Source organism: Ensifer sp. YR511 (genome assembly GCF_900103045.1).
GTDB classification, from domain to species: Bacteria; Pseudomonadota; Alphaproteobacteria; order Rhizobiales; family Rhizobiaceae; genus Ensifer; species Ensifer adhaerens.
Genome location: NZ_FNGR01000022.1, coordinates 92,006 through 108,054, shown reverse-complemented (window position 1 = coordinate 108,054; position 16,049 = coordinate 92,006). Strand labels below are relative to the sequence as shown.

General features: G+C 62.2%; 10 protein-coding genes. 3 read left to right on the top strand and 7 right to left on the bottom strand.

The window, feature by feature from the left end:
• On the bottom strand, positions 1–3,053 hold a 3,053-nt coding region (locus tag BLU15_RS27890), incomplete at its 3' end, for a beta strand repeat-containing protein (protein ID WP_143034271.1).
• A 489-nt stretch (positions 3,054–3,542) separates the two neighbouring features.
• On the opposite strand from BLU15_RS27890, the gene BLU15_RS27880 reads away from it, so the two are divergent.
• Positions 3,543–4,469 carry a transglutaminase-like cysteine peptidase gene (locus tag BLU15_RS27880; protein ID WP_244546834.1) on the top strand — a complete coding sequence of 309 codons (927 nt, stop codon included), beginning with the start codon at positions 3,543–3,545 and terminating at the stop codon, positions 4,467–4,469.
• 60 nt (positions 4,470–4,529) lie between these two features.
• Here BLU15_RS27880 and BLU15_RS27875 read toward each other — a convergent pair whose 3' ends face one another.
• From BLU15_RS27875 to BLU15_RS27850, 6 genes are all read right to left on the bottom strand, one after another.
• Positions 4,530–5,138 (bottom strand): ribbon-helix-helix domain-containing protein, encoded by a 609-nt coding sequence (locus BLU15_RS27875; protein WP_090299848.1) that lies wholly within the window; start codon positions 5,136–5,138, stop codon positions 4,530–4,532.
• A gap of 3 nt (positions 5,139–5,141) precedes the next feature.
• Positions 5,142–6,422 carry an HlyD family type I secretion periplasmic adaptor subunit gene (locus tag BLU15_RS27870; RefSeq protein ID WP_090299846.1) on the bottom strand — a complete coding sequence of 427 codons (1,281 nt, stop codon included), beginning with the start codon at positions 6,420–6,422 and terminating at the stop codon, positions 5,142–5,144.
• A gap of 61 nt (positions 6,423–6,483) precedes the next feature.
• A complete protein-coding gene (locus BLU15_RS27865) occupies positions 6,484–8,661 on the bottom strand; it encodes a type I secretion system permease/ATPase (protein ID WP_051659312.1) in 2,178 nt (725 codons plus the stop codon).
• Positions 8,662–8,695: 34 nt separating this feature from the next.
• Complete coding sequence (locus BLU15_RS27860; protein WP_082566420.1) at positions 8,696–10,057, bottom strand: TolC family outer membrane protein; 1,362 nt, start codon at positions 10,055–10,057, stop codon at positions 8,696–8,698.
• A gap of 448 nt (positions 10,058–10,505) precedes the next feature.
• Positions 10,506–11,267 carry a GGDEF domain-containing protein gene (locus tag BLU15_RS27855; protein WP_034794682.1) on the bottom strand — a complete coding sequence of 254 codons (762 nt, stop codon included), beginning with the start codon at positions 11,265–11,267 and terminating at the stop codon, positions 10,506–10,508.
• Positions 11,268–11,548: 281 nt separating this feature from the next.
• On the bottom strand, positions 11,549–13,039 hold the full coding sequence (locus BLU15_RS27850; RefSeq protein WP_034794685.1) for a MocR-like pyridoxine biosynthesis transcription factor PdxR: 1,491 nt from the start codon (positions 13,037–13,039) through the stop codon (positions 11,549–11,551).
• Between the two features lie 109 nt (positions 13,040–13,148).
• Here BLU15_RS27850 and BLU15_RS27845 point away from each other — a divergent pair, with 109 nt between their 5' ends.
• Entirely contained in the window at positions 13,149–14,381 is a 1,233-nt protein-coding gene (locus BLU15_RS27845; protein WP_090299844.1) for a benzoate/H(+) symporter BenE family transporter, read from the top strand.
• Between the two features lie 378 nt (positions 14,382–14,759).
• A complete protein-coding gene (locus tag BLU15_RS27840; RefSeq protein ID WP_034794689.1) occupies positions 14,760–15,992 on the top strand; it encodes a metallochaperone AztD in 1,233 nt (410 codons plus the stop codon).
• Positions 15,993–16,049: the final 57 nt, after the last annotated feature.

Below are 16,049 nucleotides of genomic sequence, written 5' to 3'. Positions count from 1 at the left end.
GTGTCGAGCGTATCGACATCGCTAAAGCCAACCGCACCGCCCTGCGTGTGTGTGACCGTGTTCTCACCCGTCGCCTTGTCGGTGATCTCCGTGACCGCACCGCTCTGCACGCCCGAGGTGATGACCGGTGCGTCGTTGGTGCCGGTGATCACGATCGTCACGGTCTGGGTCGCCGTGCCGCCATGACCGTCACTGATGGTCACATCATAGGTCTGCGTCAGCGACTGGCCGGCCTGCAGCGAGTCGATGACACCGTCAGCAACCTTGAAGGTCCAGCCGACCGAGTTGCCCGACTGGCTGACCGGGTCGAGCGCGAACTTGCCGAGATAGCCTTCGCCGTTCGCCTTGAAGCTGGCGCTGTGGGTGTCGAGCGTATCGACATCGCTAAAGCCAACCGCACCGCCATGCGTGTGTGTGACCGTGTTCTCACCCGTCGCCTTGTCGGCGATCTCCGTCACAGAACCGCTCTGCACGCCCGAGGTGATGACCGGTGCGTCGTTGGTGCCGGTGATCACGATCGTCACGGTCTGGGTCGCCGTCCCCCCGTTGCCATCATCGACGGTCACGTCATAGGTCTGGGTCAGGATCTGGCCGGCCTGAAGCGAGTCGAGAACGCTGTCGGCAATCTCGAAATTCCAGCCAACCTTGTCACCGGCCTGATCGACCGTCCCGAGCGAGAAGGTGCCGAGATAGCCGTCGCCACCTGCCGTGAAGCTGGCGCTGTGCTGATCCAGCGTATCGACGTCGGAAAAGCCGACCGCGCCGCCCTGCGTGTGCGTAACCGTGTTCTCGCCAGCGGCATTGTCGCCAATCTCCGCGACCTTGCCGCTCTGCGGGCCCGTCGTGATGACCGGGGCATCGTTCGTGCCGGTGATTGTGATTGTGACGGTCGTCGACGACCTATCACCATCTCCGTCAGTGATCTCGTAGGTGAACGTATCCGTCACCATCTGGCCCGCGGCGAGACTTTGCACACCGGCCGTCGCGTTGTTGAGCGTGTAGGTATAGCTGCCATCGGAATTCAGCACCAACGTGCCGAACTGACCTGCCGTCGAACCGCCGACCAGACCTGTTGTGCTCCCGAATGAAACGGACGTCACCGATACGCCGTCTGCCCCTGCGATATCCTTGACACCGTCCGTGCCGTTCTCATCCGCACCTCCCGAACCGGTCAGCACGTTGCCATCTGCAAAGACGGCGCCATCTTCGGACACGCTGTCCGTGTCGGCGGCAGCGACCGGCATGTCGTCAGAGACCGCGACCGTCACCGTGCCTTCGGCCCTGTCGCCGTCGATATCGGTCGCAACCACCTTGACCTGGCCAAGATTCGCAAGGTCGTCGGAATTGATGCCGGGATGGCTGGCGTAGTTGCCGTTCAAAGTCGCCGTTACCGTGGCGCTGTCGCCTGCGCGAACCAGGTCGAGCGTGACAAGCGTCGCACCGCCGGCCCGGCCAACGATCTGCGTATCGGAAACACGGTCCCAGACCAGCACGCCAGTCAGCCCGCTGGTGTCACCGAACGCAATCGTCGCGATCGCATCCGAACCCGCGACAAAGCCAATCGTGCCGCTGCTCGTCTCGGCGCCACCGACCGGCGTCGAGCCATTGGCAAGGTTCTGGTCATCGAGCGTCAGCGCTGCGGACGCGGCAAGCGGATCAACCGACGGACCTGCGCCGTCCACCACCTTGATCGTCTGGCTGTCGCTCGTTGCATCGTTGTCGCCGTCCCTGGCCGACAGCGAGAACGTCACGTCGAGACCGCCGGCATTGTTAAGATTGCTTGCTGCCGTGAACGACCAGGTCTTGTCCGCATTGACCGTCAGCGTACCCTCGGCGTGCGTGAAGTCCACCTTCTGGCCTGCGGTCAACGTCAGCGTCTGCGTGGTGTCGCCAACCGTCACGTCCACCGTGCCGACGCCGTCGGCACCTCCCGTCAGCGTCCAGTTGCCGGAAAGTGTCTGCCCTTCGGCAACTTGAGCCGTCTCGGGATTCGTGATGCCGATTACAGGAATGTCGTCAACGACATCCACGCGCAGCGTGGCCGTGCCGGTCGCGCCGTCACCGTCGGTGACCGTAAGGGTGAAGATATCCCGGTCCTGCTCGACATTGGCACCAGGGTTGACGCCCGAACTGGTGATGGCGCTCGTCAGTTCATAGGTATACTGCGCGACACCGGTCGCGGGATCGTAGGCCGTGATGGTGAGCACGCCGAACTGGCCCGCAACCGACTGGCCGACCAGGCCGCCGATGGGAAAGGTCCGGCCGTTGATCGTCAGGCTGGCGATATCGCCGGCACCATCCGGATCGGAAATGGTGAAGATGCCCTTGACCGACGCGCTGCCGTCACCGGCGCGCGAACCGCTGGCGAGGCCCGCTTCATCGACCTGCCGGTCGCTGACAAAGATGCCGCCGGGGCCGCTGCTGCCGTCGGGAATGATCGACGGTGCGTCGTTGGGATCGAGGGTCGGCGGCAGAAGCTCGGTCGTCTCAAGCGTCGGAAACTGCAGCGCGGTCGGCGCCAGCAAGTTGATGACCGGTCCGGCCTCGCCGATATCGCCATTAGCCCCTGCGAAGTCGCCGCCGCTGCTCTGGTTCGAAACGACGCTGATGCTGCCGTCCGGGCCGGCCGCGACGTTGATGCCGTTTTCTCCGAGCACCGCCACGAGGGTTTCGCGCGGGATTTCGGCGTCACCGATCAGGAAGGTCGGGACCTTCAATGCCGCGTTGTGAATGGTGATCGTGGAGCCGTCAGGCTGTTCCAAAACGATATCGCTGCCAACGACCTTGATCTTTTCGATCGACGCGCCCACAGGCAAATGCACGATATTCGAAGCATCGGCGCTGATTTCCGTCGGCATGGGCGCTGTCTGGGGCACGGTTTCGGCGCCTTTCACGGGAGCGCCCGTCGCGGGGTCGATGAGTTCCGGCTCGCCTGCGGGAGCGGCCTGCGCAACCAGGCGGTCAGCCTTGCCGTCGGGCGCGTTGCGGAATTCGATTGCCTCTGCCGACAGAGCTGCGGCGTCGTTGGAAATTGCGGTGCCTTCGGTTGCCATGGAAATACCCCTCGACCTTTGCGGGCGACGAAAACATCAACCCTGCGAGAGCGCAATCGGCACTGAAGAGCCTCACCTAAAACAGCATACTATATTATGCTAATACCCAAAATTGGTGACGTTAGTACAAATTTAGTATTTCTGGTCATCGTTCGGAAACCAACCCTGCTTTTGGATCAGCGCCGCGATGCTGCCACGGCAAAACGTGCGTCATTCAATGACGTGGACGTCTATATCGCCAGGTGCCAGCGCAAGCCTTTTCCGAGACAGGCGAATGTGATCGGCCACCGTCCTCATCAGCAAGGTCAGCAAGTCCACGGCGTCCCCGATATAGAAGTGGCTTGAGCCGAAAGAATACACAAGTATAAAATTTGAATAAAATTTTAGATAAAACGTATCTCTTCGAAACACTCTAAATAATACATACCGCTTTACCGGCATTTGTCTTTTCGTTCGTACAGTGTCCTCAAGAAACCGAGAGACACGGCGATGAATAAGACGCATTGGAAGCACGGCAGGAAATACCTGAAGACTTCGGTCTTCGCGATCGGCCTTGCGTCGCTTTTCGCAACGACACCTACGCAGGCTGGCCAACCGGCCGTGCTCGGCCCCGGCCTGTTGCATCAGATGGTGAGCCTGGCAAGCCCGCTCGCCGCCATCGCAACGCAGACCATCGACACCTGGTCAAAGCAGGCTTCCGAAGCCCTCCGGCGCCAGAACGTGCAGCAAGTGGCGCTGGCGACCCGCCCTGATCTCCGGCCCCAGTCGTCCGCACAGTCGGAACCATCCGCCGTTTTCCACTCGGTTGCGTTCCGGGTGTCAGCGATCCCGGTCGCCCGCAAGTGGAAGACCGTCTACCCGGCAGTGGTGGCTGCGGACTTCAACGATTGCGCACAAAAGAGCGGTTGCGCCGCCCGCGACATTCTCGGCCAGGCGATCGAAAACGCTGATGGTCTTGCCTTTCGCCAGAAGATCAGCGGCATCAACCGGACTGTGAACCGGATCGTTCGCTACCAGCCGGACGCGGAAAACTACGGGGCCAAGGATTATTGGGCGACGCCGGACGAAATTCTTGCCCGAGGCAAGGGCGACTGCGAAGACTATGCCATTTTGAAGATGGCCGCGTTGAAGGCGGCGGGACTGCCGTCGGAGGCGATGTCGATCGTGGTTCTGCGTGACGTCAGGCGCAACCTATATCACGCGGTCCTCGCGATCACGACGAGCCAGGGCCACTTCATCCTCGATAACCTCAGCGACGAGGTGAAGCTCGATACCGCCTTGCCGAGCTATCAGCCGCTGTTTTCGGTCAGCGCCGAGCGTTCCTGGATCCACGGCATCAAGAGCACCGGCGACAAGGTCGCCTCCACCGCACCGCTTGCCGACGTCATGCCCGGAGAAGGCATCGCCGTTCGCTGACTGTGCCCGCCAGGCTCGACTTGGCTGACGGCCTTGTGGTTAGCAGCGACCACTACTCAGTCAACCGAGAATGAAGCCGATGATCACGTCCTGATCCACGAGCGGGGCGAGTGCAGCATTGAGCTTGCCGCGCGTAACCTGCCCCTGCACCCCGATGGTGAAGCCCGCCGGCTGCGGCTCGCCCGGAGCCGCTTTCAAGCGCTGGACCAGATCGACGAACTGAACGTCGAACGAAAGCCTCAAGCCACGCGCCGCCTGCGGCTGCTGGGAGCGCAATACGCGCGTCTGAACGAAGGAGAGGAAGGCCGCGTTGTAGGCGACGATGTGCTTGCTGCCCGTGAGCGCAAAAGCTGGCGACGGGCTGGCGCGTACCTGGCTGGCGACGGCCGCCAGGCTGCCGCGCTTTCTGGCCGTCTCAAGCTGATCACGAAAGTGGCGGGTCGCGACATAGCGCAGACGTGCGGTCAGATTGCCGTCGCCTTCGAGTTCCCTTTCGCAGGACGCAACGATATCGGCAAGCCGACAGCCATTCCGTGCGGCAAGCTCGCCCAGACAGTGCCAGTAGATTTCCTCGAGCTTGATGCCGCGGCGTTGACCGCCGACGGTAACGACGCGGAACCGAAGCGCACTCATGTCCTCTTCATCTGCCAGAGGCGGCGTCTCGTTCATCGGTCAGCGCTCCCGCAGCGCTTCCTCGCGGGCCTTGTTGATCGGCTTCATCAGGTAGGCAAGAATCGTCTTCTTGCCGGTCATGATGTCGACCGAGGCAATCATGCCCGGCATGATCGCGTATTCGCGCCCGTCCTTCACGAGGGCGGCCATGTCGGTTTTGACGCGCACGAGATAGTAGGTCTCACCGTTGCTCTGGTCGACGAGGCTGTCAGCGCTGACGGTCTCGACAATTCCGCCGAGCCCCCCATAGATCGAGAAATCATAGGCAGAAATCTTGATCAGCGCCGCCTGTCCGGTGCGAACGAAGGCGACATCCCGCGGAGAAAGCCGCGCCTCGACAAGCAGCGTCTCCGACGTCGGAACGACGCCGCCGATCACCGCTCCGGGCGTCACATAGGCGCCGACGGTGTTGACATCGAGCGTATTGATGATGCCATCGACCGGCGAGCGAATGTCGGTATTGGCAACCCGGCTTGTGGCGCCGCGAATGGTCTCATCGATCACCGAAAGCTGCGAAAGCGCCTCGGTTTTTTCGGCCAGCGCCTCCTGCTTCAGTTGCAGCGAGAGCTCCGTCACCTGCAGCGACGCCTCCCTGAGCGCCGCCTCGAGTTTGCCGACCGATTCTTTCCAGAGTGCGAGCTGTCCTCTGGTGTCGGTCAGTTCCTTCTCGACCCGAAGCAGTTCGGTTTGCGCGACGAGCTTGCGCTTGCCCATCGGCGCGAGCAGCTCCTGCTCGCGCTCGGTCACCTGCATGCTCTCGCTCAGCCGGGTGATGTTGGCCTCCGCTTCCGCCAATTCCTGCTGGCGCTGTCCCTCACGGGCCTGCATCACCGACAGCTTGTTGTTGAAGTTTCCGGCCTTGGCCTGAAGCAACTGTTCCTCGTTGGCGCAGATTGCCGGGGCAACCTTGGCGATATCCTCGGGGCAGATGTACTTGCTGTCGTAGGCCCCGGTCTCCTCGAGTTCCAGCCGTGCGATCTGCGCCCGCAGCGAGCGGGCCTTGGCTTCGAGCTCGCCGAGCGACGAGCCGCTTGCCGTATCATCGAGGCGCAGGATCAGGTCGCCGCGGCGCACGACCTGGCCGGGCTGCACGGCGATCTCGCGCACGATACCGGGCTCGCTCGATTGAATGATCTGCGTTTTCGAGACGGGAATGACCTTGCCTTCGCCGCGGGCGATCTCGTCGACCTCGGCGATCGCCGCCCAGGCGACGAAGGAACTGATCAAAAGGCCGATCACCAACAGTCCAGCGCGCGCGGCCAGCGGCGGTTTCTCAGTCATCTCGGCGCCCTCCGAAACGCGGGGACCGGCATTGCTTCATCGTCATTTAGATAAGGGTGGATCATAGCCCCGCCCCTTCTGCCGGCCCGGCGGGACCGGAACGTCGCTGCAACTGCTCGATAACGGCAGCCTTCGGTCCGTCGGCGACGATGCGCCCTCGGTCGAGAACCAGCAGCCGGTCGACAAGGCTCAGCATGCTATGGCGGTGCGTTGAGATCAAAAGCGTGACGTCGCCGCTGAAGACATTGGAAAGCTTGTTGATCAACTCGCGCTCGCTGGCGAGGTCCATCGCACCGGATGGCTCGTCCAGAAACACCACCTTCGGCTTGCGCAGTAGCAGCCGGGCAATGGCGACCGCCTGGCGCTGTCCACCCGAAAGCTGGGAACCGCGTTCGCCGACCGGCATGTCATAACCACGCGGATGATGCGAGACGAACTCATCGACGCCGGCCAGTCTCGCTGCCGCAACCACCTCTTCGTCGCTGGCGGTCGGGTTCGCCATCAGCAGGTTTTCCTTGATGGTCCCGGAAAAGAGGTCGGAATTCTGCGACACGAACGAGACGGCCGAACGGACGACGGAGGGGTGTAGCTGCCGAATATCGACACCATCGAGCAGGATTCGTCCGGCGCTCGGCGCGTAGAGACCCGCCAGAAGGCGGCCGATTGTCGTCTTGCCCGAACCGATGCGGCCGATGATGCCGACGCGCTCGCCCGCTTTGATCGTGACGTTCATACCGCTGACCACCTTGTGGTCCGTTTGCGGGTAAGCAAAGTCGAGATTCGTAAAGGTGATGCTGCCGTTGCGGATCTCGCGGTTGACGAAGCCGATCGTGTCCGGTCGGTCCTCCGGCTGCTCCATCACGGCATTGAGGATCCGCAGCGACAGAATGGCCTGGCGCAGTCGCGCCAGCGTCATGGCGATCTGCCCGAGCGGCGCGACGGCCCGGCCGGAAAGCATGCTGGCAGCAATGATCGCGCCGGATGAAATCTTGCCCTCGGTAAATTCATAGGCGCCGGCAACGACGATGCAGACCGTGACCAGCTGCTGCACGAACTGCGTCGCATGCGAGGCCCAGGAGGAAATCTCCTTGATCTGCTCGGACGTGTTCGAGGAATGCTTGGCGAGCTCGTTCCAGCGGCGAAGCAACTGCTTTTCCGAGTGCAGCGTCTTCACCGTCTCGATCGCACTGATCGTTTCGACCAGCAGCGCCTGACGCTGGGCTGATTCATTCGACGCGGCGGCGACGCGGTTGCCGATCTTGTATTGCGCGACATAACCGATCAGGAGACTGAAGATGAAGGCGACCGCCGGGATAATGGCGATCCAGCCCGCCACCGCATAGACGGCTGCGATGAAGACGAAGACGAAAAGACTGTCGATGATCGTGCTGAGCGTGTTCGACGTGAAGAATTCCCGAACGAATTCGTACTGCATCGCCCGGTTGGCGTATTCGCCGGTCGAAGGCGGTCGCGACGCCATGGTCGCATGCAGGATCTTCTCGAACAGCATATAGGAGAGTTTCAGGTCCGCCTTGCGGCCGGCATAGTCGATCAGCGCCGCACGCACAGTCTTCAAAAGGAAGTCGAAGAGAATGGCGGTGCTGATCCCGAGCGCCAGCACCCAGAGGGTCGCGATAGCCTTGTTCGGCAGGATGCGATCATAAACGTTCATCGTGAAGAGCGGGGCTGCAAGCGCCAGCACGTTGATGAAGAACGCGGCGACCGCGACCTGCACATAGGCCTGCCAGAACGGCTTGACCGTGGCGGTCAGCCAATGGCGGCGGTCGATGTTGCGCGCCTCGCCGACGCCGCGGCCAGTCGCGGTGTTGAGGTAGGTGGCCGAGAAAGACAAGGCGTAGGCGAGCCCGCCGACCTCAAGGTCGGACAGGGTGATCGGCATCTCGCGGGGCGCCGCCAGTCTGTTGGAGAGGCTTAGCGTGCCGTCGGGCGCCTCTTCCAGAAGCGCCATGGCACTGCCATCGCGAAAGACCAGCAGCAGAGGGTAGACGAAATCACGATTGCCGATCGCGCGCGCGGAAACGAGCTCCGTTTCCAGGCCGACCCGCTCGGCAATACGGGAGACGTCCTCGGCGCTCGGCAACCGAGGGTCGAAGGGCACGTCCGAATAGAGCACACTATCTGACGAGGGGCGGTTCAAGAAGATGCAAATCTCCTTGAACGCCTCGGAAAAGCCGGTCAGAGACGGGCCAATCTGCACATGCCTGTCAATGCCTTGCATTACCACCGGTTGTGTCCACCCTGACGAGGACTATTCATTTCTGCCGGATCGGCGCCAACAGGTCGAGCGGCAAGTCGTTCGTCTGGCGCGACGGCACACGACGATAGGTTTCCGTGGCCGGCGCATCCGGGACATTGAACTCATTGCGCGCATAGGCTTCCGCCTGCGCCGGCGCCTTGATCTTCATGGTCGGCAGCAGCTGGCCTGTTGCTGCCAGCAGCCGGTACTCGGCAAAAAGCGCGGCATACTGCGCGGTCTTTGCGAGAACGCTGACGTTGAAACGCGAATTCTGCGCGCCGAGCACGTCGAGCAGCGAACGCTGGCCGACCTTGAGCTGCTCGCGATAGGATTCGACGAGTTGCACGTTCATCTGCGCCTGCTGGTTCAGCGTGCGGGCGATGTCGTACTGGCTGCCGCGGCGCTCCCAGGAGATGCGCACGGCTTCCTCGACCTCGCGGTGCGCCTGATGGAAGACCAGGCGCTGTTCGCTTGCGCGGCGCATCTGCTCCTGCTCGTTGGCGACATCGATGCCGCCACGATAGAGATTCCACTTCGCGACGATCCGGCCCTGTGCGTCCCAGGTGTTGCCGGTCGAGCCGTCGATATCGTTGCCTGAGCGCACGCGGCCCTCGGCGAAGACTTCGGGCAGCATGTTCGAGCGTGCCGCCTTGACCTGCGAGTCCGCGACATTGATGTCGGAGTCGGCAGCCTTGATCCGCGGATTGTTGGTGCGCGCAATGCCGATCGCCGTCTCCAGTGTCTTCGGCAGCGCGCCGGCGACCGACTTCGGCATGGATGGATTGGTGAGGGGCTGTCCGACCAGGCGGTTGAAGCTGATCTTGACCGTATCGAAGGCCTCTTCCGCTTCCTGCAGGCGGGCCTTGGCCGCCAGCAGCCGTTCGCTTGCCTGCTGACGGTCTGCCTCGGTGAGAGCGCCGCCCGAAATCAACGAACTGATATCCGACAAGATCGACTGGTGCACGCCGACGTTCTTGCGCGCTTCCGCAACGATCTGCTGCTGGAGAATATATTCGAAATACTCGCGAACGATCTGCAAGCCGATCGTCTCGGAACGCTCCAGCACCCGGAAGGAGGCGCTATCGACGCGCGCTGCTTGACGCTCGAGTTCGGCGCGACGGCCACCACCATCAAAGAGCTTCTGCGTGATGGTCAGCCCGACGTCGGAAGGATAGAGCGGATCGTTCTCGATCGAGGCAAGGCGACGGCTGCTGTCTTCGAGGTGGCGCACACCAGTCGATGCTTCGACGTCGACGCTCGGCAGATAGAGACCGCGCGCCTGCCGCAGTTCGAATTCGATTGCCTCACGGTTTTCGATCGACTGACCGATTTCCGGATTCGATTCCATCGCAATCTGAAGCGCTTCCCTCAGCGTCATCGCTTCCGCAGCACCACCCGCAAACACCGTCGACGCGAGCAGAATAGAAAGCAGCCCGCCTCCAATAAATTTCCCCACTTTCAACTCTATCCCCCTCGCAATCAGTACGACATGCTGGTTAATCCAAACGTACGTCGCAACTGCCTTATTTATCGACAGATAATACAGAGGTAATATAAAGCAGGGACCAATTTTGGGGTGGTCCCTGATAGGCCCAAGCTTTCGCACGGCTATGTTGCAAAAATGGAACAACGGTGTTGCGCCAAAAGATTCCAGTAACCTATTGAATTGAAATAAGCTCCACTACAGTACTGCAGATGACAGGCAACCCTTTGCAACAGTGGGGCCCAGCGCAACACAACCCTAAAGCGACAAACGAACTGGCCCTCAGCCGCCGCGAGCGATCGTTGCATACGACTCCGGCACAAGCAACGTTATCGCCAGTCATTCACGCCGAAGGCAGGCGGACGAAATCGACAGGCCGGGTGCCCTCGCTGGCAACTATGACCGTCTCGGAGGCAGCTGCCCGGCGCAAGCGTTCCAGATCGACACTGCCATCGAACAAAGCTCCGCCGACGCTGAGTTCGAGGTCGACCTTGCTGCCATCGGCAGAGAAATGGGCGGACGACAGCGCCGTCGTCAGGCGGTTTGAGACATGTTCCGCATCCGTCTCCGTTGCGCCGACGAGCAGGACGTCGAAACTGGCTGGGCCCGTCCGGGCGACGATATCGTCGCGACGCACGGACGTGCTGATCGTCGAAGCGACGAATTGCAGCAGCTCCTCGCTCCAGGCCGGGCCGAAAGCAGCGCCGACGTCATCGAGATTGTTGATACGCAGATGAATGAGCGCGCCATGCAGCTCCTCGCCGGCGCTTTGGCGGCGGCGTTCGAGGCCATTGACCTGCTGTACGAGCCCGCGACCGGTCACGCAGCCCGTCGTGGCATCATGGGCGACAACATGATTGATCTGGTTGCGCAGGCGCTGCGCCCGGCGAAACTGCGTCGCTGCCACGACGATCAGTGGCACGCCCATCAGCAGGGAGATTAGCGCGGCACCGACCATGGCAGCCGCATAAGGCTGGTCGACCAGGGCGACCAGGCTGAGATAGACCAGGAGCTGGGCGAGCACGGCGAATCCAACAATGCCGCCGATGGCATATCGCGCGATCCGCCAATCTTTCTGCCCGTTGAACTGCACGTCTCTTTGCATGCCTCGCTCCCGATTCACGAATGACGATCGGTCTAGCGCGAGTTTATGGATTTTCCATTTCGATGGTACCTACAACTTTATGCAGTGCGCCGGTTCTCCGCAAAAAATGCACCAAAACGGGAATCGTTTTTCCGGCGTCTGCCCGGCGAGGTGCGACGTTCGGTTGCTTATCGCTGCTCGCCTATCTCGACGCCGTCAAGCGCAGCAGATCTCTCGACACCTGGTTCCAGCTCGTCATCCAGGACTGAATGGCGAGCCGTTGCGGGCGACGCTTGGACGACCTATGACGTCGCCGCGGCCCGGAAGGCACCAGCCAGCTTCCGCACCGCCCCCTCGATCTCGCTTGGCGTATAAGCGGCAAACCCCATGAGGAACCCGGGCTCGGGCTTGCCGCCGGCGTGAAGCGCGGACAATCCCATGATCTCGATCCCGACACGTCGTGCCGCATCGACGGCCGCGGCCTCCGAGATCGCACCTGTCAGCGCGCACGGCATCTGCAGGCCGCCATCGGGCACCCGCGCTTCAAGGAAATGCGGCAGATGTTTTATGACAAGCATCGCCAAAAGGTCGAGCCGGTCGGCGTAGATGCTGCGCATTGTGCGCACATGGGCGCCGAAATGCCCGCCTTCCATGAAGCGCGCGAGTGTCATTTGCGCCATCGGAGCGGAGTGCCCGTCAAGCAGAGTACGCGCGACGGTCATAGGCTTGACCAGCTCAGGCGGCAGAACTGCATAGCCGATCCGAAGCCCTGGAAAGAGCGATTTGGTGAAGGTGCCGATGTAGATCGTCCGGTCGTGCGGATCGAGGCCCTGAAGGCAGGCCGTTGGTTTGCCGGCATAGTGGAATTCGCTGTCGTAGTCGTCCTCGAGGATCCAGGACTGATGGCGGCTCGCCCATTCGATCAGCGCAAGGCGGCGATCGAGCGTCAGCGTGGCGCCGGCCGGGAACTGATGCGAGGGCGTCAGGAATACGGCCTTGACCTTGCGCGTCTCCGCCTTGATCTGGTTGACGGCGATGCCATGGCGGTCGACGCGGATGGGGACGCATTCGAGCCCCGCCGCATCGAACGCCTTGCGCGCGCCGTAATAGGCCGGATCCTCGATGAAGATGCGGTCACCGGGATCGAGCAGCATGTTTGCGCACAATGTCAGCGCCTGCTGCGAGCTGGTGAGGATCAGCACCCGTTCGGCCGTGGTACGGGCGCCGCGTTCTAGGTTCACATAGTCGGCAATGGCACGGCGCAGCTCCTCGATCCCTTGCGGGTCGCCGTGAAGCAGCGCCCTTCTGCCGGTTTCGCGCAAGACCTGCCGTCCAAGGCGCTCCCACAGCGCGAGCGGAAAAGTGCGCGTCTCCGGCACGCCATGGGCGAAGGGGCGGGGCAACAGCTGTTCGCTGACGCCGCCGCTGCCGAACATGGCATTGCCCCGCCTGCTCAAAGCCGCTGCCTGGTTGGGCGACTGCGCGCGCCTTGGAGACAGGCGCCTGCCGGGTGCAAACTCCTTCACCTCGGCCACGAAACTGCCGCTCCCGACGCGACGGTCGATGAAGCCTTCGGCATGAAGCTGGCCATAGGCCGCTTCGATCGTATCGCGCGATACGCCGAGGGATTTGGCGAGCACGCGCGAAGCTGGAAGCGGCTTTCCCGGCCCAAGCGCACCGTCGAGGATCAACTGCCGGATCGCCCGCTGGATGCGCGCATGAAGCGGCATCCCAGCCTGGGCGGGCTGGGCAATCCATGCCTTCACGGACTCGAGTTGGGAATGCTTGAACAAATGGTCTGATCCTCTTCAGCGAAATGGATGGGCATATCGGGCCAATGACTGGCTATTTGTCAACGCGGCTTGCCAGTCCTCCCCGAAATTTCAGGAGCCCCGATAGATCATGTCATCACATGTTTTCCCGTCATCCCTTCGCTTCAACGACCTTGCCCATCCCATTGTCGCGGGTCTGATCTCCGTCATCGTCAACTATGGCGGCACCTTCATCCTGGTCTTTCAAGCCGCGAAAGTGGCTGGGCTCAGCCCCGAGTTGACGGCTTCCTGGGTCTGGTCGGTCTCGATCGGCGTGGGAATGACGGGGCTTTGGCTGAGCTGGCGCTATCGCGAGCCTATCATCACCGCCTGGTCGACGCCGGCCGCAGCCTTTCTCGTCACTGCGCTTGCGACCACGCCCTATGCCGAGGCCATCGGCGCCTACATGATCTCGGCTCTAGCCTTCGTCGCACTCGGGCTTTCGGGCTATTTCGAGAAGGTCATCCGGCTGATCCCGCCAGGCATCGCCGCGGGCCTGCTCGCCGGTATCCTGCTGCAGTTCGGCATCGGCGCGTTCGGCGGCGCAAGCGTCGATCCGTTGCTCGTCGGCCTGCTGATTGTCGCCTACGTCGTCCTGAAGCGCTTCTCCGCCCGCTATGCCGTGGTCGGCATCCTCGTTCTCGGGCTCCTGTTCCTGCTCGCGGAGGGCCGGGTCGACCTGTCGGGTCTGAAGTTGGAGTTCGCGGCGCCCATTTTCACCATGCCGTTGTTCTCGCTGAACGCGCTGCTTTCGGTCGCACTGCCGCTGTTTCTCATCACGCTGACCGGCCAATACATGCCGGGAATGCTGGTGCTGCGGAATGACGGCTTCAACACCAGCGCCAACCCGATCGTGACGACGACTGGCTTCGGTTCGCTGATCATGGCGCCTTTCGGCTCGCACGCCTTCAATATCGCGGCAATCACGGCGGCGATCGCAACCGGCAAGGAGGCCCACGAAGACCCCTCCAGGCGCTGGATCGCGGGTATCGCCGCGGGCTTTTTCTACGTGCTCGTCGGCGTGTTCGGCGTTACGCTTGCGGCCGTGTTCATGGCGTTTCCTGCGACCTTCATCGCCACGCTAGCGGGCCTCGCCCTTCTCGGTACCATTGGTGGCAGCCTTGCTGCAGCAACAGCCGACCCGGCCTGCCGCGAAGCGGCGCTCATCACGTTCCTGGCCTCCGCCGCCAACATCAAGCTGCTCGGGATCGGCGGGGCCTTCTGGGGCCTGGTGATCGGCCTTCTCGCCTACATCGTTCTGAACGGCCGCCTACCGCAGCGTCGCGGGAGCAAGCTGCCCCTGAACGAAGGCACAGCGAAGTAGCAGGATGACCGGGTCCCGCCGCGTTTGGCGGCCTTCGTCGCTGATGAAGGCCCTATGGCGGGTTTTGGTCCATCTCGCCCAAAGCCCCCCAGCCCTGAAAATCGGCGAAGCCCACCAACGGAGAAACCGAGCATTTCAAAGGGTGGCGGCAACACATGCCGCCATCCGCCGCTCCAGGCGAAGTCGCGGAATGCCAATCGGTCCGTCAGGACCGAGCTTCACACTCCTTAACGCCAGCGAGCCACGTAGGCCGCCGTCGCGGGCCGCCTGTGACGGCTTCGTTGACGCATGTGCAAACGTCAGCTTGTTGCCGCTGGACAAGGCGAATGTAACGCTATAACACAACACATGTTACGTTATTACATTATAGGAGATTTCATGTCCCGCTCCGGTTTGCCCGCGCTTTTCGCCACCACCATTCTCGCGACCCTCGCCTTTCCGTTGACCTCTCATGCCGAGGAAGAACAGCAGCGCGAGACCTGGCGTTTGTTCATTGCCGACCACACCCAGCCCGTGGTCCGCGCCATCGATTTGGAAACGGACAAGGAAATCGGCCGTTTTGACCTTGAAGGCTACGCCGCCCTTTCCCTGAGCGACACCGGACGAACCGTCTTTGCCGTCCAGGGCGAACAGAACCTGATCCATGCCATCGACACCGGCATAGCGCTTTCCGATCACGGCGAGCACCGGGACATCGAGGTCAAGGAGCCGAGGCTGCTTGAGAAAACCATTCGCGGACAAAAGCCCGGCCACGTGGTTGCCCATGGTGACGATCTCGCCATCTTCTACGATCGCGGTGGCAAGTTCGATCTGCTTGGCGAAAGCGCGCTTCTGGACGGCAAGGCGGAGCTCAAGGCTTACGATACTACCGCCGCACACCATGGCGTCGCGGTTTCGACCGGCAACCATCTTCTCGTTTCGGTCCCGAACCTCGAAGCGACGGTAAAGGAAGGTGAGCTTCCTCCCCGCCTGGGCCTGCGTGTTCTCGACAAGGAGGGCAAGCAGGTCGGCGATGTCGCAACCTGCACGGGGCTCCACGGTGAAGCGACGTCCGCCCGCCTGGCCGCCTTCGGTTGCGCCGAGGGCGTCCTGGTCGCACGCCCAGGTGGGCTCGATGGCCCCAAGCTCGAGATGCTCGCCTATGGCGACAAGCTGCCGGAAGGCAAGGTATCCACACTGCTCGGCGGCACTTCTATGCAGTTCTTCCTTGGGAACTACGGAGAAGACAAGGTCGTACTGATCGACGCCGACGCGAAGGAACCCTACCGCCTCGTCGAACTGCCGCTGCGGCGGGTGGACTTCATCCTCGATCCAGCAAAGTCACGCAACGCCTATATCCTGACGGAGGACGGCAAGCTTCACCTCCTTGACGTCGTGGATGGCGTGATCACCAAATCGGAAATCGTCACGGAGCCCTACAGCAAAGATGGCCACTGGCGCGACGCAAGGCCCCGCCTCGCCGTCGCCGGCAATCACCTCGCCATCACTGATCCGCGCCAAAGCCTGGTACGCGTGATCGACACGGAAACACTGAAGGAGACCCGCACGATCGCGGTCGAGGGACAACCCTTCGCAATCGTCGCAGCCGGTGGGTCGGGCGCAACCCACTAGGGAACACAGGCAATGAAGTCTGGACGCCGGCCAAAGGGCCGGTGTCCATAAGCAGGT

What these genes read in the sequence shown, in the direction of transcription:
- BLU15_RS27870 (WP_090299846.1), bottom strand. Translation starts at nt 6,422, where the DNA reads ATGACTGAGAAACCGCCGCTGGCCGCGCGCGCTGGACTGTTGGTGATC.
- BLU15_RS27845 (WP_090299844.1), top strand. Translation starts at nt 13,149, where the DNA reads ATGTCATCACATGTTTTCCCGTCATCCCTTCGCTTCAACGACCTTGCC.
- BLU15_RS27860 (WP_082566420.1), bottom strand. Translation starts at nt 10,057, where the DNA reads ATGACGCTGAGGGAAGCGCTTCAGATTGCGATGGAATCGAATCCGGAA.
- BLU15_RS27865 (WP_051659312.1), bottom strand. Translation starts at nt 8,661, where the DNA reads ATGCAAGGCATTGACAGGCATGTGCAGATTGGCCCGTCTCTGACCGGC.
- BLU15_RS27855 (WP_034794682.1), bottom strand. Translation starts at nt 11,267, where the DNA reads ATGCAAAGAGACGTGCAGTTCAACGGGCAGAAAGATTGGCGGATCGCG.
- BLU15_RS27840 (WP_034794689.1), top strand. Translation starts at nt 14,760, where the DNA reads ATGTCCCGCTCCGGTTTGCCCGCGCTTTTCGCCACCACCATTCTCGCG.
- BLU15_RS27875 (WP_090299848.1), bottom strand. Translation starts at nt 5,138, where the DNA reads ATGAACGAGACGCCGCCTCTGGCAGATGAAGAGGACATGAGTGCGCTT.
- BLU15_RS27880 (WP_244546834.1), top strand. Translation starts at nt 3,543, where the DNA reads ATGAATAAGACGCATTGGAAGCACGGCAGGAAATACCTGAAGACTTCG.